General features: G+C 46.8%; 19 protein-coding genes, 1 rRNA gene and 1 other annotated feature. Of the genes, 16 read left to right on the top strand and 4 right to left on the bottom strand.

Annotated elements, in window-relative coordinates:
* Window positions 1–150 precede the first annotated feature (150 nt).
* The 15 genes from rrf to GON05_RS23250 all read left to right on the top strand — a co-directional run bounded on the left by rrf (window position 151) and on the right by GON05_RS23250 (window position 12,734).
* Window positions 151–267, top strand: a 5S ribosomal RNA gene (gene rrf / locus GON05_RS23320).
* 634 nt (window positions 268–901) lie between these two features.
* The gene (locus GON05_RS23315) at window positions 902–1,771 is read left to right on the top strand and encodes a PHP domain-containing protein (RefSeq protein ID WP_157322383.1); all 870 of its coding nucleotides are present in this window, start codon (window positions 902–904) and stop codon (window positions 1,769–1,771) included.
* A gap of 1 nt (window position 1,772) precedes the next feature.
* Window positions 1,773–2,405 (top strand): DapH/DapD/GlmU-related protein, encoded by a 633-nt coding sequence (locus GON05_RS23310; protein WP_157322382.1) that lies wholly within the window; start codon window positions 1,773–1,775, stop codon window positions 2,403–2,405.
* Between the two features lie 21 nt (window positions 2,406–2,426).
* Entirely contained in the window at window positions 2,427–3,128 is a 702-nt protein-coding gene (locus GON05_RS23305) for a GntR family transcriptional regulator (RefSeq protein ID WP_157322380.1), read from the top strand.
* Between the two features lie 156 nt (window positions 3,129–3,284).
* Window positions 3,285–3,710 carry a phosphonate C-P lyase system protein PhnG gene (gene phnG / locus GON05_RS23300; RefSeq protein ID WP_157322378.1) on the top strand — a complete coding sequence of 142 codons (426 nt, stop codon included), beginning with the start codon at window positions 3,285–3,287 and terminating at the stop codon, window positions 3,708–3,710.
* 14 nt (window positions 3,711–3,724) lie between these two features.
* A complete protein-coding gene (phnH, locus tag GON05_RS23295) occupies window positions 3,725–4,318 on the top strand; it encodes a phosphonate C-P lyase system protein PhnH (protein ID WP_157322376.1) in 594 nt (197 codons plus the stop codon).
* A gap of 3 nt (window positions 4,319–4,321) precedes the next feature.
* A complete protein-coding gene (locus GON05_RS23290; RefSeq protein ID WP_157322375.1) occupies window positions 4,322–5,452 on the top strand; it encodes a carbon-phosphorus lyase complex subunit PhnI in 1,131 nt (376 codons plus the stop codon).
* A 5-nt stretch (window positions 5,453–5,457) separates the two neighbouring features.
* Window positions 5,458–6,291: an alpha-D-ribose 1-methylphosphonate 5-phosphate C-P-lyase PhnJ gene (locus tag GON05_RS23285; RefSeq protein WP_157322373.1), complete on the top strand. Its 834-nt coding sequence runs from the start codon at window positions 5,458–5,460 to the stop codon at window positions 6,289–6,291.
* A 30-nt stretch (window positions 6,292–6,321) separates the two neighbouring features.
* Window positions 6,322–7,167, top strand: a complete 846-nt coding sequence (locus GON05_RS23280; protein ID WP_157322371.1) for an ATP-binding cassette domain-containing protein — start codon at window positions 6,322–6,324, stop codon at window positions 7,165–7,167.
* Window positions 7,168–7,194: 27 nt separating this feature from the next.
* Window positions 7,195–8,376, top strand: a complete 1,182-nt coding sequence (gene phnM, locus GON05_RS23275) for a phosphonate metabolism protein PhnM (RefSeq protein ID WP_157322388.1) — start codon at window positions 7,195–7,197, stop codon at window positions 8,374–8,376.
* Between the two features lie 14 nt (window positions 8,377–8,390).
* On the top strand, window positions 8,391–9,119 hold the full coding sequence (locus GON05_RS23270; protein ID WP_157322370.1) for a phosphonate C-P lyase system protein PhnL: 729 nt from the start codon (window positions 8,391–8,393) through the stop codon (window positions 9,117–9,119).
* Between the two features lie 74 nt (window positions 9,120–9,193).
* Window positions 9,194–10,258, top strand: coding sequence for a phosphate/phosphite/phosphonate ABC transporter substrate-binding protein (locus GON05_RS23265; protein WP_157322368.1), 1,065 nt, complete (start codon window positions 9,194–9,196; stop codon window positions 10,256–10,258).
* A 38-nt stretch (window positions 10,259–10,296) separates the two neighbouring features.
* Window positions 10,297–11,091 carry a phosphonate ABC transporter ATP-binding protein gene (gene phnC / locus GON05_RS23260; protein WP_157322367.1) on the top strand — a complete coding sequence of 265 codons (795 nt, stop codon included), beginning with the start codon at window positions 10,297–10,299 and terminating at the stop codon, window positions 11,089–11,091.
* Window positions 11,081–11,866: a PhnE/PtxC family ABC transporter permease gene (locus tag GON05_RS23255; protein WP_127458448.1), complete on the top strand. Its 786-nt coding sequence runs from the start codon at window positions 11,081–11,083 to the stop codon at window positions 11,864–11,866. The genes phnC and GON05_RS23255 overlap by 11 nt, the downstream gene beginning before the upstream one ends.
* 1 nt (window position 11,867) lies before the next feature.
* Window positions 11,868–12,734: a PhnE/PtxC family ABC transporter permease gene (locus tag GON05_RS23250; RefSeq protein WP_157322366.1), complete on the top strand. Its 867-nt coding sequence runs from the start codon at window positions 11,868–11,870 to the stop codon at window positions 12,732–12,734.
* An 80-nt stretch (window positions 12,735–12,814) separates the two neighbouring features.
* Here the strand turns inward: GON05_RS23250 and GON05_RS23245 are convergent, their stop codons facing one another.
* Window positions 12,815–13,801, bottom strand: coding sequence for a GNAT family N-acetyltransferase (locus GON05_RS23245; RefSeq protein ID WP_157322365.1), 987 nt, complete (start codon window positions 13,799–13,801; stop codon window positions 12,815–12,817).
* A 176-nt stretch (window positions 13,802–13,977) separates the two neighbouring features.
* Window positions 13,978–14,231, top strand: a binding site (T-box leader).
* Window positions 14,232–14,280: 49 nt separating this feature from the next.
* On the opposite strand from GON05_RS23245, the gene ileS reads away from it, so the two are divergent.
* The gene (ileS, locus tag GON05_RS23240; protein ID WP_157322364.1) at window positions 14,281–17,361 is read left to right on the top strand and encodes an isoleucine--tRNA ligase; all 3,081 of its coding nucleotides are present in this window, start codon (window positions 14,281–14,283) and stop codon (window positions 17,359–17,361) included.
* Here ileS and GON05_RS23235 read toward each other — a convergent pair.
* The 3 genes from GON05_RS23235 to GON05_RS23225 form a co-directional block, all read right to left on the bottom strand.
* Window positions 17,337–17,828, bottom strand: a complete 492-nt coding sequence (locus GON05_RS23235; protein ID WP_185157241.1) for a toxin-antitoxin system TumE family protein — start codon at window positions 17,826–17,828, stop codon at window positions 17,337–17,339. The genes ileS and GON05_RS23235 overlap by 25 nt on opposite strands.
* 25 nt (window positions 17,829–17,853) lie before the next feature.
* On the bottom strand, window positions 17,854–18,552 hold the full coding sequence (locus tag GON05_RS23230; protein WP_157322362.1) for a hypothetical protein: 699 nt from the start codon (window positions 18,550–18,552) through the stop codon (window positions 17,854–17,856).
* 403 nt (window positions 18,553–18,955) lie between these two features.
* Entirely contained in the window at window positions 18,956–19,516 is a 561-nt protein-coding gene (locus tag GON05_RS23225) for a DJ-1/PfpI family protein (protein WP_157322361.1), read from the bottom strand.
* Between the last annotated feature and the right edge of the window lie 84 nt (window positions 19,517–19,600).

Genomic DNA, 19,600 nt, shown 5'->3' with positions numbered 1-19,600 from the left:
TCGAGGGCTTAACCAAATGTACCCAAGAAAGTGAAGATAAGCTCTGTAGCTGATTCCGAATACTTTCTCGGGGCCCAGAAAACCTAAAATATTCTTACCTTTACGGAAGTTTCGTATCTAGTTTTCAAGGCGCAAACCACGCTTTGACTGTTTGGTGATGATGGCGGAGGGGACCCACGCGTTCCCATCTCGAACACGACCGTTAAGCCCTCCAGCGTCGATGGTACTTGAACCGCAGGGTTCTGGGAGAGTAGAACGTTGCCAAGCACAGAAGAAAAAGCCTTTTTGAGAGAAATCTCAAAAAGGCTTTTTTGCATATTTTTGCTCAGCTGCAGAAACTACATCAAAACCAACAACCTCAAGAGCAGCAGAGCATCATTACCTGATCTTTTTACAGTTAATTTGCCAAGTCCGCATATGTTTTAAAGCCTTTGAGGAACTACAGGTCGTTATTTCACTGAAAAGACATGTATTTCACAGGCAAGGGGAACTACGGTCCTCTATATTGCTGATATCAACTGAAAAAACAGCACGGAGGACAAATAAGAGCCTGTAGTTCCGCTCAAAAGGAAAACTACTCGTTTTTCTCCAAATAGCGGACGCCAGTTCCCTTGAGTGAGTGTATAGTCTCATTCCCATAATTCTATAGTGTTTTAGTCCTTCCTAGTGTTCGTAGTCCTTCCTAATTCTTAGTCCTTCCCATATCCGAACTAATCCAGGATCTAGCCTCCCGCTAGGTCCTTTTTTTATTTCCTTACAATTTCTTAACCTGGCGATTACACAGCATTGACCCTAAGAACTTGGCATCAAGTTAGAATTGATATATAGAACAAAATAAAAGCAAGAAAATACACGGAATTAACAACGATTTCCACATTGTTTTTTCAAGGAGGATGATTCTATGAAAGTAGAATTGCATTGCCATACAAGACTATCAGATGGTTCTTTCACATTTGATGAAATATTGGTTCTTGCTATTCAAGAAGGTATCGGCCATTTGGCGGTCACGAATCATGATACAACCCGTGATCTTCAGCAAATGGTTCATACCGGGCAGGAGAAAGGCGTAGAGATCATTCCTGGCATAGAAATCTCAGGTTATGATTTTGCAAGAAAGAGAAGGGTTCATATTCTTGGTTACTTTATTGAACCAGGAAACGCTGCGATTGAAACGTTATGCAGTCCACTGCTGGAAAGACGTCACCAAGGCTGCCTTACAGCGATTGATAGACTGATCCAGGCAGGGTACTCAATTACATTGGACGATGTGATGAAGCATGCAGAAGGCGGAACGGGTATCTACAAGCAGCATATTATGCATGCCCTGATAGAGCAGGGTTATACAACAACGATCTATGGCGATTTATATAAAAAGTTGTTTTCTCGCGGTCAAAACGGTGAACAGCCGGGTATTGCCTACATCCCGACAGAATATGTAGATGCTTGTGAAGCCGTTAGGGTTATTTTACAGGCAGGTGGAGTACCTGTGTTGGCGCATCCGGGGCAATATAGAAGCTTTGAATTGGTTCCGGATTTGGTGGAAGCAGGTCTTCAAGGCATCGAGGTGTGGCATCCGCTGCACAATCAAGAAGATGAGCGAAGAGCTCATGAGTACGCCTTGCAGTACAACCTGGTGATGAGCGGTGGCTCTGATTTTCATGGAATTTATGGCGAAAAAGACGTGCAATTGGGAAGTAAATCCCCTGGCCTGCATGTAGTGAACGAGCTGCGTGAACGTAAACAAGCACTTTCCAACAAGGAGATGATTTGATATGAAGCCGATTCATCAAACTCATACCAGCCTTCCATTATCATCCGAGCCAAGGGTTCACGCCAGCAGTCATGTTACGAACAGTTTTGCTGGAGAGTGGACGTCCATCGGACCAACGAATCATATTATTGAGTCCCGAATCGGTGACTATACCTATACGATGGATGATGTGACCATCAATTATACAGAGGTTGGCAAATTTACGTCCATTGCCTCACACGTTTGTATCAATCCCGTGGATCACCCCATGGATCGAGTGACGCAGCATCACATGACGTACCGGGGAGCTTCTTATGGACTCAGTGAGACGAATGACGAGGAGATTTTTAACTGGCGCAGAGGCAATCGTGTCACGATCGGACATGATGTTTGGATCGGACATGGAGCAACGGTAATGAAAGGTGTCCACATTGGTACAGGAGCTGTTGTCGGTTCAGGTGCTATTGTTACGAGGGATGTCGCTCCGTATACGGTCGTAGTAGGTGTGCCTGCGAGACCGATCAAGCAAAGATTTTCTCAGGAAATTATTGATGCGTTGTTTCAAATTGCTTGGTGGGATTGGCCCCGTGAACTCATTCAAGAAAGGTTTCTTGAATTGAACGATATCACGAGTTTCGTCAAGAAATACGCGTAATTGAAGAGGGAGGCGGCAAGCATGTTTGAAGAAACGGATATCATGGACCATCTCATCCAGATGATTCAATCGGGGAAGTATGAGCCTGACGATAAACTGCCATCCGAGAATGAAATCGCAGATTGGTTCAAGGTTCCACGTATCACGGCTCGTAAAGCCTATGAACGGCTTCAGGAGCTCGGCTACATTTACTCCAAACAGGGAAAAGGAAGCTTCGTGCAGGATAGAAACCTGCGAATCCCCCTGGTGCTTTCCGCCAATAAAAGCTTCAGCCAGAAAATGGTTGAGCTCGGTTATCAATACGAGTCGAGGAATATTTTTTGCGAGTCGATTGAATTCAATCACAAAATATATGAGACTCTTGGCGTAGAGGAAACGGATCGTGTCTATAAGATTGGCCGTCTTCGCATCATCGACGGTAGACCGATTGCGCTGCATATTTCCTATGTTGCTGATTCTGTCTTCCCTGATATAGAAAGCTCGGGTAAGGATATTACTTCGATGTTTAGCTATTACAAAGATCATGGCTACAAGAATTTTCAATCTACAGAGTCAACACTTCGTTTAACGCATCCTTCCAAATATGAAAGGGAGCTTCTCGCCTGTTCCAGCTTGATTCCATTGCTGGTTCTAGAATGCGAGTGCAAGGACAGCGAGTCTGGCCGAACTTTGGAATACAGTAAAACGATGTATCGTGGGGATTTGTTTTCTTATGTTATTTGAAATTGCTTTTTACACAAACTTAACAGCCGCCAACCTGGCAACAAGATATTGTGTGTGATGTGAGAATGGTTTGCACTATTGTGTGTGACGTAAAGCCGGTTTGCACATTGTGGATGATGTGAAGTTGTTTTGCATAAGGAAGAAGGAGGCTTAGACATGAATCGGAAGCAAAGAACGGAAATGCTGATTAACGGTTCGCCCCAGCTCGCTGCTGCTTTGGCTAATGAGATTGAAAGCCGCTATCCTGTTGCTTTAATCGAAGAGCCGAATCATGGACTGGTTATGGTGAAAGTAAGGGAGACTGCACAAAAAAGCTTGTTTTACTTGGGCGAGGTGCTGGTAACGGAATGTAAGGTGCGCGTCGAAGGCACAGTGGGGATTGGGATATTGAAAGGTGATGAGCCGAAGAAAGCGTACGAGCTGGCTGTTATCGATGCGGCATATGGAGCCGGCTTGAAGGAGACAGAGGCTTGGACAGCTCTACTCCAGTCGGAAGGCGAACAATTAGCGGCAAGACGACAAGTGCAGCACAAAAGTGTTTTACGAACGAAGGTAGATTTTGAAACGATGGACACAGATTGAAAGGAGTTTAACCGATGATGCTGGATATGGTGCACGACATCCAAACTGCGTATAGAAAGTTAATTGACTCTATGTCAAAGCCGGGGACAATTTCAGACCTTTCGGAAGAAGCAGGAAAACTGGAACCATTACAAGGTTATCTGCCTGCAACGTATATAGCAGCTCGAATGCTGCTTGATACGGAAGTGACTTTCAAGGTGGTATCTAAGCGGGAAAAGGAGATGGCCCTGGCGCTTAGTCAGTCTACGTATGCTAAAGAGGTTGAGCTGGAGCAAGCGGATTTCATCTTCATCCTTAGCGATGCTAAGCCATCGGAATTGCTTCGAGCGTTGGAAACGGCCAAAATCGGGGAGCTTCAGGACCCGCACAGCTCAGCGACGATCATTATCGAAACGAATGGTTTATCCGGCGGAACGAAGCTTCTTTTGAGCGGTCCCGGGATTCGAACGACCGTTAAAGCGGAGATACAGATAGCTGACGAGTGGATGGCCATTCGTGCTGAACGAAATGCTGAGTTTCCACTTGGGCTGGATCTGATTTTTACAGATGCTTCCCACGGTATGCTGGCATTGCCTAGGACAACTCAGGTCACGAAGGAGGAAGTCTAAACGATGGGATATGTAGCGGTAAAAGGTGGAACACGCGCAATTGAACAATCCTTGCAGCGAATCCAGTATGAACGATTACGGCAGGGCAAGGTGTTGGATGTGCCTGCGATCGAAGCCGGAATGAGAGGGCTCGTTGATCAGGTCATGTCAGAAAGCAGCATGTACAGCGAACAACTTGCAGCCCTAGCAATTAAGCAGGCGGAAGGTAACCCGGAGGAAGCGGTTTTCCTGCTTCGTGCCTATCGTTCTACGCTGCCTCGGAAGCATTACTCCAGAACTGTGCACTCGGAGGAGATGCGGGTGGAAAGACGAATTTCCGCTTCGTTCAAGGATATTCCCGGTGGGCAAATTCTAGGAGCTTCCATGGATTACTCACATAGGCTTTTGGACTTCGACCTCGTCGATGAGACAGAAGAAACCGTGGCGCAATGGTTGGAAGAGTACCGTAAAGCGGAAGAGATTACGGCTCAAGAGATGACCGATACAAACGACGGACGATTTCCCAAAGTGTTGGATTACCTGAGGAAAGAAGGGCTCATTGCCGAGTGTCCAATGGATCCAACCGAACCGGATGATGTGACTCGGACAAGTCTTACGTTTCCGGCAACACGGAGCGAGAAACTGCAAATTTTGACAAGAGGTCAAACGGGGGCCGTTACTTCACTGGCTTATGCGGTCATTCGTGGTTATGGCATGGTCCATCCTACAGTTGGAGAGCTGCGCGTCGGGGAGCTTCCTGTATATATCGATAGCCCGCTCACGCAGTCCGATGAAGAGGATGATGCTTATTTTATCGGTGATATCAAGGTAACTGAGGTAGAAATGCTCGTGCCAGCGACGGTTGAGAAGGAGAATGGCAGGAAAGAGCTGCAGCTCGAATTCGGATACGGTCTCTGTTACGGACAAAATGAAACGAAGGCCATTGCGATGAGCATTTTGGATAAAAGCCTCGAAAAAGGCGACAAGTCGATTCCTACGCAAAATGAGGAGTTTGTCCTTTTCCATATCGATTCGGTCGAATCAACAGGCTTTATTTCTCACTTGAAAATGCCGCACTATGTTACATTCCAAGCGAAGCTTAACGATGTTCGTAAGACGAGAAAAACCCCAGTGGGCAAAGGCCAGGAGGTGTAAGGCAGATGCGAATCCAATATAACTTTGCGTTTTTGGATGAAGGGTCCAAGAGAGAGATCCGCCGGGCTACGCTGAAAGCGATCGCGATTCCGGGTTATCAGGTCCCCTTCGCTTCCCGTGAATTGCCAATCGGACGTGGTTGGGGAACAGGGGGGTTACAGCTGACGTTGTCCTTAATCGGGAAAAGCGACGTGCTGAAAGTAATCGATCAAGGATCGGATGAATCGGTGAATGCCGTCAGCATCAAGAAGTTGATCGACAAAACAACGGGTGTTCCTACGGTAGACGCAACGCAGGATGCTACGCTAATCCAATCCAGGCACCGTATTCCGGAAGTCCCGCTGGATGCAGGGCAAATCCTCGTGCTGCAAGTTCCAATGCCGGAGCCGCTCCGGATGTATGAATCCAGTGAATTGGAAACCAAACGCCTGCACGGCGAAAAAGATTATAGCGGAGCTTGGTTGATGCTATTCGAGCAAATTATGAAATACGGCAGCGTATCTACGGGTGCGGATCATCCGGTGATGGTGCATGACCGCTATGTCATGGCGCCAAGCCCGATTCCGAAGTTCGACAATCCGAAGATGAACTACTCCGAAGCTTTAATTTTACTGGGTGCGGGACGCGAGAAAAAAATCTATGCCGTTCCACCGTATACGCAAGTGGTTTCCTTGGCGTTTGACGATGTTCCTTTCGAACCGGAGTCATTCCCAGGTCAAAGCTGCCGGCAATGCGGAGCTCAAGATGTCTTTATGGATGAGCTCTATGACGCCGAAACAGATGAAACCTTTTATCAGTGTAATGATACAAGTTATTGCTTAGAACGAATGAATCCATAATCGCTCTAAAGAGGAAGAGGTGACATGAGGATGGGAGAAATTGCAACCCCTATTTTGAGTGTTAATCATTTAAATAAACAATTCGGTTCAGGCTGTGAAGCATGCAGCAACCCGGAAACCAGACAGTTGGAGAGAAATTATTGCCGGGCTTGCGGTACCGTCTATTCGTGCCAGGACATCACTTTCGATCTATACCCCGGCGAGGTCCTTGGGATTGTAGGCGAAAGCGGCAGCGGCAAATCGACATTGATGAGATGTCTGTACTTCGATCAGGAAGTGTCCGGAGGCGAGGCTTTCCTTCAGCCCTACAAAGATGGCGAGAGCAACCTTTTTCAGGAATCATCCCAACAGAAGAAGCACATACGCAATCATCTCATGGGCAAGGTGTATCAAAATCCGGTTATGGGCCTCCGGATGAACTTCTCCTCGATCGGTAATATTGCGGAAAAAATGATCGCAGCAGGAAATCGTTCCGTCAGCGCCATGGAGTCCCGGGGAAGCGAGCTGCTGGAGCAGGTTCATATTCCCGTTTATCGGATGAAGGAAGCACCGAAAAATTTCTCCGGCGGTATGCAGCAGCGTGTTCAAATTGCCAAAGCGTTGTCGAATAACCCGCCGATTTTATTGCTGGACGAAGTGACAACCGGACTTGATTTATCCGTACAGGCCAATGTGTTGGATTTAATCAAGCACCTGCAAAGAGAGCTGAAGATCAGCATGCTGCTAGTGTCACATGATCTTGGCGTGATCCGAATGCTGGCAGATCGAACGATGGTGATGCTGGATGGCCGTGTCGTTGAACAGGGCCTGACGGACCAAATCCTGGAAGATCCACAACATGCGTATACACAACAGTTGGTTCATTCCCTGTTATAACGAATCCCCTAAGTGGAGGTCTTTATGATGTATCTACTAACGAACGGCATCATTATTACGGAAGAAGCGCTTTTGGAGGGTTATGATCTATTAGTCCAAGACGGGCGGATCGCCAGAATTGCCCCCAAAGGTGAAATTGCGGAAGTGAGCGGCATAGAAGTCATCGATGCAGGCGGAGGTTACGTGACTCCAGGGATGATTGACATTCACTCCGATTACATTGAGCATATGACGGCACCTAGGCCGACTTCACTTATCGATTTTAAAATTGGTTTGCGCGAAACAGAGAAAGAGCTTATTTCTCATGGCATTACGACGATGTACCATTCTTTGTCCATTTTCAAATCCGTTGATTACAAGTACCGTCCGATTCGGGAGCCTGAAAATGTACGGAAGCTCATCGATTTGATCGATAGCACGCATAACAGCAAGCATTTGATTCGCCATCGCTTCCATGCCAGATTCGAGATCGATAATTTGGATCAGATCGATAACTTGAAGAGCTACATTGAGGAAGAGAAGGTTCACTTGGTCTCTTTCATGGATCACACGCCTGGACAAGGGCAATACAGGGATCTCGAAGTGTACAAAAAGACGGTTCTCGGTTACGACACAATGTCCGATGAGAACATCGCCGTGTTGATCGCCAACCACCAGACCAAAGAGAAAATGACGGTAGACGCGATTCGGAAAATCGCCGAAATGGCTAGAGCGCACAACATCGCCATTGCCTCGCACGATGATGATTCGGTAGAGAAATTGGACTTGGTGAAGAGCTTCGGCACCGCCATCAGCGAATTCCCAATCACGCTCGACATCGCCCGCAAAGCGAAAGAGAAAGGTTTGCATACCGTAGCCGGCGCTCCCAATGTCATTCTTGGCGGCTCGCATAGCGGCAACTTATCTGCAGCTGAAGCTATTGAAGATGGCTGCATCGATATTCTATGCAGTGACTATTACCCGGCAGCAATGCTTCACGCTGTGTTCCAACTGGCAGGACCGAACAGGCAGAACCTGGTCGATATGTTCAAACTCGTGACCCTTCATCCGGCGCAGGCGGTTAACATTGATGCGGAATATGGTTCCGTCCGGGAAGGAAAGAAGGCAGATCTGCTGATCATCGAGCGATTGGAGCCGGATGATTTCCCAGTTGTGACCACCGTCTTGGTAGACGGAAAGCTGATTCAGAAAACGAACTACAGGATCTAACAGGAGGTGATGGCATGGAAAATTTGCTGTCGATAGAACAGTTGTCCAAATCTTTTACCCTGCATAATTTAAACAAACAAATTTCTGCGATTGAAGATGTGAGCTTGTTTCTGAAAGAAGGCGAATTCGTAGGGATTACCGGAAAAAGCGGAAGTGGGAAATCCACCGTTCTAAAATGTATTTACCGTACCTATCTGCCTCATGCGGGACATATTTGGTACAACTCGGACAGGTTCGGTCGCATTGACCTGGCTGCCGCTCCGGAACGAACGATCATCGAGCTGCGCAAACACGAAATTGGCTATGTGTCGCAATTTCTTAGCGTCATGCCGCGTACGACAGCTCGGGAGCTGGTCCACAATGCCATCGTGGAGATGGGCGATGACGCTCAGTATGCGGAGGCGGAGACAATCAAGATGCTGGAGCATTTCGAGCTTGACGGCAGCCTGTGGGACAGCTATCCCGCTACTTTTTCCGGGGGCGAGAAGCTGCGGTTAAATATTGCGAGAGCGATGGTTAAGCGCCCAAGATTGCTTCTGCTCGATGAGCCGACGGCGAGCCTTGATCACGGCTCCAAACTGAAAGTGAAACAATTGATCGAGCAGTTGATGAAGCAAGGCACTACGATGCTTGGTATTTTTCATGACCTGGAATTCATGGACAATCTGTGTGACCGGGAGTATCAGATCAGGGATGGCCGATTTTATACAGCAGAGAAGAAAGACAAGTTTACAATCTCTTAAAGTAGACAGAATATTCTGAAAACAATTGTGCGGTAACCTAGGATAAAATAGGAATAATAGGAGGATTTTTTCAAATGAAAAAAATATTAACACTCATCATTTCTTTATCTTTAGTTGCCGTGGCAGCAGGTTGCGGTACAAAAGCAGCAGGGGATTCCAAGGGTGCAGCAGCGCCTGTCAAAACAAAAGACACCATCACGATTGCCTGGTATCCGAATGAATCCGGGGCCGAGTTGAAAGATGCACGTGAAGAAATAGGAAAAGCTGTAGCAGCAGCAACGGGTAAAAAAGTCGAGCACAAGACAACTACAGATTACATCATTGCGATTGAAGCTATTGCTAGCGGTGGTGCTGATTTAGCTTATATGGGACCACAAGGTTACGTTGAAGCTAATGCAAAAAATAACAAGGTTCAGCCTCTGGTTGTTCCGAGCGGTGAGTCAGGCACATTGGAAGACGCTGTTTACTATAGCTGGTTAGGCGTACGTAAAGGTGATGAGGCTGCCTATAAAAACGGCAACGGATTTGCCATCGATAAAATCGCCGGCAAAAAGTTCTCCTTCGTATCGAACTCTTCTACATCCGGATTTAAAGTGCCGTCTGCCGGAATCGTTAACTATTTCAGCAAACAAGACCAGTATAAGAAGTTAACGGTTGATGATCTGCTTCAAGGTGGCAAAGACAAGTTCTTCAGTGAAGTTCTTTTCGGAGGCACTCATCAAGGAGCGGCTGTCAATTTGTTAACAGGTAAAGCTGACGTTGCTGCTTTCTGTGATACTTGCGTGGCTAACTATGTGGAAGTGAGCTCTGGAACGGCCAACACACCAGGAGCAGTGTACAAAGTGAAACAAGGAGCAGCGGAACCGTTTAACACACAAGTGGGTAAAGAGTTTAGTCTCATTTCCGTAACGCCGGTATTGAACTCCCCGCTTGCTATTAACACAAGCACAGTCAGCGCGGATGATGTGAAAAAATTGAAGGATGCTTTAACATCCGACGCTGTAACGAAAAACCCGAAAATCTTCTTGCCTAAAGACTCCAAAGATGCCGGCGTATTCAAACAAAAATCAGGCAAAGAGAAATTCCTGCCTGTAGATGATGCCTTTTTCGGTCCGGTTAGAATGCTGTCCAACAACTAATGTAATCACGAATCAACTAATGGATTAAGGGAGCAACCATGACAACGTTACTGGAATTCAAGATGGTCTCTAAACAGTACGGTGCGGATACAAGAGCGTTATCAGATGTTAATTTCACTGTGAAGGAAGGGGAGTTCCTCTCAATTATCGGACCTTCCGGAGCAGGTAAGTCAACTCTCCTTCGCTGTATTAATCGGATGATCGACGCAAGCAGCGGAGAAATCATTTTTGATGGCGCGAACATTATGAATTTCAAGAAGCACGAATTGAAACGGCTGAGAACGCAAATGGGTATGGTGTTCCAGCATTACAATTTGGTGAACAGGCTGACCGTAGTCGAGAACGTCCTGCATGGACGTCTTGGCTACAAGTCAACGTTAGAGGGAGTTCTGGGGCTTTATTCCAAGGAAGAGAAAAAGCAGGCTTTTGACATTCTGAGTATTCTCGGGTTGGAAGATCAGGTGTACAAGCGTTGTGACCAGTTAAGCGGTGGGCAAAAGCAAAGAGTTGGCATTGCCCGCGCACTCGTGCAGAATCCGAAGATGCTGCTGTGCGACGAGCCGATTGCTTCCTTGGACCCGAATGCCTCCAAAGTTATTATGGATTACTTGCGTACGATCTCTACCAATATGGGCATCACGGTCATTGTTAACCTGCATCAGGTGGATGCAGCGCTTAAGTATTCGGATCGAATCCTTGGTGTGAACAAAGGAGCTATCGTCTACGATGGTTCCCCGAAACAGATTAAACGTGATCAGCTTTCCCTGATTTACGGCGCGGAGCTCGAAGAGCATGCGGAAGAGCTGGAGCTGGAGGGCAAATATGCGGGATAACTTTTTTGCCAAAAAGCGCATGAACACGCTGCTCTTCTGTGCTTTCCTGTTGGTCATCACGCTAATCGCTATCATAGTTACAGACTATAACGTCATCAAAGGTTTTACTTCTATACCGAAAGCAGCCGAATGGGCGGCCACCAATTTTTATCCCAATGAAAAAGCGATGAAGCGGCTTCCCGCTATCATTAGCAGTTTGTCTGAGACCATTCTTGTGTCTATAGCGTCAACCGCCGTTGCAGCCGTATTTGCCTTGTTGTTCGCCATTGCAGGTTCCCATACGACAGGTGTCGGCGGAGTTTTCAGCTTTGTAAGCCGTTCAATCGCAACGTTGTTTCGCAACATTGATGTGGCTGCTTGGTCCATGATTTTGTTAATTTCTTTCGGGCAAAATGTACTTACCGGATATTTCGCACTCTTTTTCGGCTCATTCGGATTTCTAACAAGAGCATTCATGGAATCCATCGATGAAGTAAGCAACAGCTCTGTCGAAGCCTTAAGGTCGACGGGGGCAGGTTATTTTCCCATCATTTTTCAATCCGTCATTCCTGCCAGTATTCCGCAATTGCTCAGCTGGGTTCTATTCATGGTGGAAACCAACATTCGTCAGGCCACATTAATCGGCATCTTGACGGGGACCGGCATAGGCTTTCTTTTCAGCTTATATTACAAAGGCCTAAATTACAGCTCTGCCTCCCTGGTCGTTATCGTTATCGTCCTTGCGATTTTTGCTATCGAATCGGTTTCTACGTATGTTAGGAGGGTGATTTTGTAAAATGGACCTTCAAGAATCGTTGAAAGCTGTCTCTAACAAAGACACCAGCTGGACTGGCATCAAGAGTGTGAGTCCCAAGAAACCTTTTAACAAACAGTCTTTTGTGATCCGACTGACATTAATTGCTCTGGCTCTATTGACGGTTTTTGCATTTGTTACTTTTGACTATAAGGATATTAACCTAGTAGAAGCCGCCTCTTTAACGGCTCAAACGGTTAAAACCATGTTTTTTCAACCGCTTTTTCAACATATTACCTTCTTTGAGGCCATTAAACAGTTGACCATTACACTGGGGCTTGCATTCCTGACGACGTTGTTCGGCTCGATCATCGCCCTGTTCCTCGGCTTGTTGGCAGCTCGCAATTTATCCAATCCTAGACTATCTATCGTCATTAAAGCTGGAGTCGCTTTTATTCGCGCGGTTCCAACCGTTCTATGGGTTTTAATTTTTGCTGTTGCCGCTGGACTTGGGAGCGTCGCGGCTGTCATCGGCATGACTTTCCACTCCATCAGCTATCTCGTCAAAGCGTACTCGGAATCGTTCGAGGAACTGGACAAAGGGGTCATTGAAGCCTTGAAAGCGAGCGGCGCCAATTGGTGGCAAATCGTATTTCAGGCTGTGCTGCCATCGTCCGTCTCCTATTTGATCTCATGGACATTTATGCGATTTGAGATTAACTTCGCAGTCGCTCTGGCAATGGGTGCAGCTGCTGGAGCAGGGGGTATCGGATTCGATATGTTCATGGCCAGTTCCTTTTATTATGATGTGAGGGAAATCGGAGCTATCACGTATCTCATCCTGGCATTCGCTATCTTGCTTGAATTGCTCGCAGCAAAAATCAAGAAGAAGTTAAGGGTTCATGGGTGATCATATGAACGTAAAGCGCATTCACTATATGGGGTGAATGCGCTTTTTGTTTGAGTGGCAGCATGAAGTAGCGTGGTTCCTCACTTGAGCTCGCACACCATCTTATAACTCCCGGCTTCCGCGCGGAAACCGAGCAGATCACGGTTTATTCGCAGCATCGGGGCGTTCATGGAATCGTTGTGTGTTCTTAAATAAGGAACACCGCATGCCGTCGCCGTTTGTATGCCGAGCAGCTTCAAAGCAAGTGCGATGCGTCGGCCCCTGTATTCCGACAGCACACCTGTAAACTCGTGATACATCGCCCGTGTTTGTTCGTTCTGCTGGAGGGTGACAACGCCAATGTAACGATCGCCGTCCTTGGCGATATGAATCCACTCCGGGCGTACACCGGATTGCGTGATAGTCCATTTTTTCCACTCTTCGAACCATGGAAAACTGCCGGAGTAGCCGGGTATATCCGGATGAGTGATTTTATACAGCTCATACAGCTTGTTCTCGCTAGCATCCCCTGGCTCATCCGCTAACGTAATGAAGCGAATCCCCGTCTGCTCCGCTTGGTTTATCGCTTCGTGCAGCGAACCGCCATCGAACGATGCCAAGTCCAGCACGGATTCAAACGTGTGGCGCTCCTTGACGTAGCCTCGGCGTTCCGCAAAAGCAAGTGATCTCTCGTCTGTTTCCCTCATGTAGTCAATTAATCGTGAAGCCCTGACCTCGTTAGCCCATTGATGAAGCGTATCGAATAAGGCCGCTCCAACTCCAACCCCGCGATGTTTCGGGTGAACGACAAGCGTATGACTTAAGGCTCCGGGCTCCGTCCAAGGCGCTCGCCAGGCCATCGCGTAACCGACCACTTGCCCGTGTTCGTCTGCCGCGACCCATTTGGGACGATCCCATCCCATCAGTTCGCCGTCCTCATTGTAGTGCAGCTTGCCTGGGGGAATGCTCTCTTCGTCTCGCTGCAGCCGTTCAGCGGTTGTCGGCTCTGACCAGATCAAATTCAGCAAGGGTGCGACAGCCGCATAATCGTCCGGTTGCCGCATCGGGTATATCGTATATTTTGACACGTAGGATGACCTCCATCTCAATTAAGTTAACTGATAAAGCCATTATCCCATCCATGAAGAGGAAGTTCTTGGTAAAGTCTGGATATAAATAAAGATTCGGCTGCAGGCCCTTTTTTCCTATTTCATTTGACAATTTATCAAAAAAGGTGTAGAAATGAATTAATTGAAAGTTCTGAGTAAATTCATTGACGAGATCGAGTAAGCTAATCCCTTGTTCCCCAGAGAGTTGGCCCTGTGCTGAAAGCCAACGTTCAAGACTTAGCCCAAAATCCTCTCCGAGAAGGAAAGCTGAAGCTACTTAAGTAAGCTGACCCGGGATCCTGCCGTTACATGGGGCGCGTATGATGGTACGTTGGCGGAGGTGCCGAGGATCGAGTTATGGATCAATCGGAACAAGGGTGGTATAGCGAGATACAATCTCGTCCCTTATGGGACGGGATTTTTTTGTTTTTATTTTAAAATTGGAGAGGATGATCTGTATGAGAAAAGTAGATGTAAAAGAAAAAGCAAGGGCCCGCGAGCTGCGCATCCTGAATCAATGGCAACAAAACGAAACATTCCGCGCATCGATCGATCATCGGAGTGATAAACCGAACTTCGTCTTCTATGAAGGCCCGCCTACAGCCAACGGAAAGCCGCATATCGGTCACGTGCTCGGACGTGTCATTAAGGATTTTATCGGCCGGTACAAAACAATGTCAGGTTACCGTGTCGTGCGAAAAGCCGGCTGGGATACACATGGTCTTCCTGTTGAGCTCGGCGTGGAGAAACAGTTGGGCATCTCGGGAAAACAAGAAATCGAGAAGTACGGGATAGCCGAATTTGTTGAGAAGTGCAAAGTCAGCGTCTTCGAATACGAGAAGCAGTGGCGGGAATTGACAGAAGCAATCGCCTACTGGACAGATATGGATCATCCCTATGTGACTCTAACGAATGATTACATCGAGAGTGTTTGGCACATTTTATCCGAAATTCATAAAAAAGAACTCCTCTACAAGGGACACCGGGTCAGCCCCTATTGTCCAGACTGCCAGACGACGCTTAGCTCGCACGAGGTGGCTCAAGGTTATGAGGATGTCAAAGATTTGAGTGCGACCGTCGAGTTTCGCAGCACGAAAGGGCCGGAAATATTCCTTGCCTGGACGACGACTCCGTGGACACTTCCAGCGAACGTTGCACTTGCAGTAAACAAGGACATCGACTATGTGAAAGCCAAAAAGAACGGCAAGGTCTACGTCATTGCCAAAAATCTTGCCGAAAAAGTATTGAAAGAGGACTATGAGATCCTATCTACGCACAAAGGGGAGGAATTCGTAGGTACCTCCTATGAGCCGCCTTTTGGCTATATCACGGTGAACCGAGGGCATATCGTTGTCGATGCGGATTACGTCAGTGACTCAAGTGGTACCGGTATCGTTCATATTGCGCCTGCACACGGGGAGGACGACTACCGCACATGCCGCCAGCATAACCTGGATTTCGTAAATGTGGTGAATCTTGCCGGACGATATACGGATGAGGTCGTCGACTTTGCCGGACGTTTTGTGAAGGATTGCGATGTGGATATTGTTAAAAGCTTGTCGGAACGCGGTCTATTGTTTGCCAAGGAACGTTACGAGCACAGCTATCCTTTCTGCTGGCGTTGCAAAACTCCGCTTCTCTACTATGCGATGGAAAGCTGGTTTATCAAAACAACGGCTGTGAAGGACCAACTCCTGGCGAACAACAGCCAAGTGAACTGGTACCCGTCCCATATCCGCGAAGGCCGTTTCGGGAAATTCCTTGAGGAGCTTGTCGATTGGAATATCAGTCGAAACCGCTATTGGGGCACACCGCTGAACCTCTGGCTTTGTCAGGATTGCGGGGCAGAGTATGCGCCAGGCAGCAGGAAAGACTTGTATGAGAAATCCATTACACCTATCGATGACAGTCTGGAGCTGCATAAACCCTATGTAGATGCTGTAAAATTACGCTGCTCCTGCGGCGGAACCATGGAAAGGACGCCGGAAGTGATCGATGTGTGGTTCGACAGCGGCTCGATGCCATTCGCCCAGTATCATCATCCGTTCGGTGACGAGAAACAGTTCGCGGATCAGTATCCGGCTGATATGATCTGCGAGGGGATTGACCAAACGCGCGGTTGGTTCTTCAGCTTGATGGCCGTCTCTACCTTGTATAATGGAAAGCTGCCTTACAAAGGGGTAATTTCAACAGGACATGTATTGGATGAGAACGGTTTGAAAATGTCCAAAAGCAAAGGGAATGTGATTGACCCTTGGGAAATCATTGAAGAATTCGGCGCGGATGCTTTCCGCTGGTCTCTGCTTGCAGACAGTGCACCGTGGAACAGCAAGCGGTTCTCGAAGCAAATTGTAGCCGAAGCGAAGTCTAAAGTTGTAGATACGATCAATAATACACACGCTTTTTACTCGTTGTATGCTTTGATTGATCAATATAATGCTGAGGACTACCCGCAGCAAGCTACCAAGAATGAGTTGGATCGGTGGATACTCTCCAGATTGAACACGACCCTTCAGAATGTTGTGAAGGGGCTGGAGGATTACGATTTTATGAACCCGGCCAAGCATATGGAAGCCTTTGTGGATGAGCTGAGCAATTGGTACATTCGCCGTTCTCGCGACCGTTTCTGGGGCAGTGAAATGACCGAAGGTAAAGTCGCCGCTTACCAAACGCTACGCGAAGTTCTAGTTACCTTAGCACAAATGGTTGCCCCTTATATCCCGCTCATCGCGGAGGATATCTATGGTAACCTTGGCGGCGAAGGAAGCGTTCATTTGGCTGATTACCCGAAAGTGAATGAAGCCGCAATCGATGCGACACTTGAAAACGATATGGCCACGGCTCGGCAAATCGTTGAGCTGGCGCACAAAACACGCAACGAGGTCGGCATCAAAATACGCCAACCTTTGTCGGAGCTGATCGTTTCGCTGGACCGTGAGTTTAATCTGAGCCGGTTCGAAGACATCATCCGAGATGAAATTAACGTGAAACAGATTCGTTTGGAGACGAGTGAAAGCACCTTCGTCGATTATTATTTGAAATTGAATTTGAAAGCAGCCGGCAAGAAATACGGCAAATTCGTCGGTCCTCTGCAAAATGCTTTGAAACAGCTTTCTGCGTCTGAAGCTAAACAGGCCGTCGACAGCGGTTATGTGGACGTCAACTTGGACGGCGAAAAGATTCATCTTACGCTCGATGAGCTGCTTGTGGAAAAGCAAGGCAAAGCTGGATTTGCCTCTGCGACGGGGTACCAAATCAACGTTGCGTTGAATACGAACCTGACGGAGGAGCTGGAACAGGAAGGTCTTGTTCGTGAGGTGATCCGCGGCATTCAGGATTATCGCAAGAAACTGGATTTGCCGATTGAAAAACGCGTCATTCTAACACTGCATGTGGATGCGCCTCTCCAAGCTGCGATTGAGCGCTTTGATCATGTTTTGCGCGAGAACGTGCTTCTCTCGGAAATCAGATATGCGCAGGCTGCAAACATGGAGGATATTTCGTTCGGTGGTTATCAATGCTTGCTGCTGATTGAGTAATTGGCGTTACGGGGGCTGCTACTTGGGTAGCGGCTTTTTTTCTTCTGTGGGGAGGGATCGCGGCTCCGGCAATCATACTGACGAATAGCAATATATCCCTTAATCTCCTTCAGAACATCTTGAAGCGTCATACCTTCAGGGTCGGCAGAGCTCCTGTTATCGCCATGTTGGTCTGCGAAATTCAATTTAAGATGAAAGTGCCATGGGTCATATTGAGTTATTTCAACAGGTGTGCTGTTCGGGTGGTAGTGAGCATGGAATTTCTTCAAAAGAACTCCATCTGCATTAAACCAATCATAATAATACTCATAAAGTTCTTTGATTTGCGAATTAGGGTCGAAAATTTCACGACAATCAAGTCTAGAACCATCATAAAAAACAAGCTTAAATCTAATCTCACGACCACCACCGGGGAAAGGAGAAGGGACGAGAGGAACTTGCGTATCTTGCATTAATCCTGGAAACATTCTTTCCAGAACCGAGACGGTACTCTTAGGTATCGCTACTGGAAGCTTCCGCATTACCCAATCTATTCAAGTAAGATTTCCATTGTGTCGCGTCAGTTTCTTCTTGTGGTGTAAGTTCTAGTAGTGTTTTAGCGCCCAACGTTTTTTCAAAAACATCCCCATAACTGTTTTCAAATTCTTTAATGCAATATTTCAAATATGTGATTTCATCCGTGACCGGTTCTATGTTTTCTTGTTCCCACGCTTCCTTCAATTCACTGACTAATATTTTGGCACCCGTTGGGAATGTAACAAGAGCATCTTCCGCAATTTTCGCGTGAGCACGGTATCCATCTTTCATTACGCCAACAATTCTTTTCTCTTTAATCCAGTTGTTAATCGTTTGTTGCGTTACGCCACAAAACTTAGCCAAATCCGCGGTCGAATATAGTTCAACCAACTTTTCTTCTTCATGTACAGGTTCTTGAACAGCTAATTCTTGTATCTCATTGGTTTCTTTTTGAATAATAACCTCAATTAAGAACTTAAAGTGCTTTTTGAAGACTTCTTTATCGTTGAAAATGCTGTCATTCCATTGTTGCATAGCTGGCTCTGCTTCTTTCAAGAGATGTACAAGAAACTTGAAAAAAAGAGCAGTGGAAACGTAGTCAGTGTCGATTATTCTCTCGACGTAATCATTTTTACGTTCTTCAAATTGAATTTTGTCAATTAGATTCACACTCATTACCATATCACCTCATGCCTCCATTATATATCCATAATTTTTAATTACAATACAAAATGAAAATTAAAGTGAAAATATATATAATAGATTATATGCCAATTGAAAATCATTTTGATCATAATTCAATGTAAATATGCATTAACCTAGAAAAAATATGTGCTTAGAATTAAAATGAAAACAAAATGAAAATAAACGGCAGTAATTTGAGCAACTCGATGCATAACAAAAAACACCAGAACCCGTTCTAAGCGCTATGATGGCAATTTGCTGCGAAATAGAGGATCGTAGTTCCTCTAAGTAATACGAAAAAGACCAGTCTAACACCCTCGTGTTTGGATTGGTCTTTTGTCGTTCAGGAGGCTCCCAACACTTTACGGCTGCGATCCTCCCTCTTTTATGTAAATTATTTTGCGATTAATTTCAAAAACTCACGCATGAAGCCTGGCAAATCTGGCCAAGCATGACCCGAGACTAATTTCCCATCCACATGCAGCGTATCCGCCGCATACGTAGCTCCAAGCTGCTCGACATCCAAACGGCAGGCCGTATAGGCTGTCATCGTACGGCCTTCAAAGTAATGGTTATCTTTTAACGCGGAGAATACTTGCGCAGCATGGCAGATAGCGCCAAGCGGCTTGTCAGCTTCAAGAAAATGGCGAAGAATGCGCGGAACGTGCTCATTGGACCGAATGTACTCCGGCGCTCTGCCCCCAGGAATGATAAGCCCATCATACTGGCTTGGATCTACATCAGCAAAAGCGATGTGTGACGGCAGCAAATGCCCCGGCTTCTCTGTGTAGGTCTCCCAGCCATCGATAAAATCATGGACGACGGTGTGAAGCACTTTTTTCGTCGGTGAAGCAATCACAGCCTCATATCCTTCTTCCAGCACACGGAAATAAGGATAATATACCTCTAAAACCTCTGCAGCATCACCGGTAAGAATTAAGATTTTCTTTGACATCGTATCACTCCTTGGAAATGAATGGTAACCCACTCCCAATTATGAGGAAACCTCGTAACGTTGTAAACGGGTGGAATTTGACAC

Source organism: Paenibacillus anseongensis (genome assembly GCF_009757995.1).
GTDB classification, from domain to species: domain Bacteria; phylum Bacillota; class Bacilli; order Paenibacillales; family NBRC-103111; genus Paenibacillus_E; species Paenibacillus_E chondroitinus.
The sequence above is the reverse complement of the archived record's forward strand: the minus strand, read 5'-3'. Positions and strand labels throughout refer to the sequence as shown.

Bases quoted from the DNA above. Each gene is read 5' to 3' on its own strand.
- GON05_RS23315 (WP_157322383.1), top strand. From the start codon at position 902: ATGAAAGTAGAATTGCATTGCCATACAAGACTATCAGATGGTTCTTTC.
- GON05_RS23310 (WP_157322382.1), top strand. From the start codon at position 1,773: ATGAAGCCGATTCATCAAACTCATACCAGCCTTCCATTATCATCCGAG.
- GON05_RS23305 (WP_157322380.1), top strand. From the start codon at position 2,427: ATGTTTGAAGAAACGGATATCATGGACCATCTCATCCAGATGATTCAA.
- phnG (WP_157322378.1), top strand. From the start codon at position 3,285: ATGAATCGGAAGCAAAGAACGGAAATGCTGATTAACGGTTCGCCCCAG.
- phnH (WP_157322376.1), top strand. From the start codon at position 3,725: ATGATGCTGGATATGGTGCACGACATCCAAACTGCGTATAGAAAGTTA.
- GON05_RS23290 (WP_157322375.1), top strand. From the start codon at position 4,322: ATGGGATATGTAGCGGTAAAAGGTGGAACACGCGCAATTGAACAATCC.
- GON05_RS23285 (WP_157322373.1), top strand. From the start codon at position 5,458: ATGCGAATCCAATATAACTTTGCGTTTTTGGATGAAGGGTCCAAGAGA.
- GON05_RS23280 (WP_157322371.1), top strand. From the start codon at position 6,322: ATGGGAGAAATTGCAACCCCTATTTTGAGTGTTAATCATTTAAATAAA.
- phnM (WP_157322388.1), top strand. From the start codon at position 7,195: ATGTATCTACTAACGAACGGCATCATTATTACGGAAGAAGCGCTTTTG.
- GON05_RS23270 (WP_157322370.1), top strand. From the start codon at position 8,391: ATGGAAAATTTGCTGTCGATAGAACAGTTGTCCAAATCTTTTACCCTG.
- GON05_RS23265 (WP_157322368.1), top strand. From the start codon at position 9,194: ATGAAAAAAATATTAACACTCATCATTTCTTTATCTTTAGTTGCCGTG.
- phnC (WP_157322367.1), top strand. From the start codon at position 10,297: ATGACAACGTTACTGGAATTCAAGATGGTCTCTAAACAGTACGGTGCG.
- GON05_RS23255 (WP_127458448.1), top strand. From the start codon at position 11,081: ATGCGGGATAACTTTTTTGCCAAAAAGCGCATGAACACGCTGCTCTTC.
- GON05_RS23250 (WP_157322366.1), top strand. From the start codon at position 11,868: ATGGACCTTCAAGAATCGTTGAAAGCTGTCTCTAACAAAGACACCAGC.
- ileS (WP_157322364.1), top strand. From the start codon at position 14,281: ATGAGAAAAGTAGATGTAAAAGAAAAAGCAAGGGCCCGCGAGCTGCGC.
- GON05_RS23235 (WP_185157241.1), bottom strand. From the start codon at position 17,828: ATGTTTCCAGGATTAATGCAAGATACGCAAGTTCCTCTCGTCCCTTCT.
- GON05_RS23230 (WP_157322362.1), bottom strand. From the start codon at position 18,552: ATGAGTGTGAATCTAATTGACAAAATTCAATTTGAAGAACGTAAAAAT.
- GON05_RS23225 (WP_157322361.1), bottom strand. From the start codon at position 19,516: ATGTCAAAGAAAATCTTAATTCTTACCGGTGATGCTGCAGAGGTTTTA.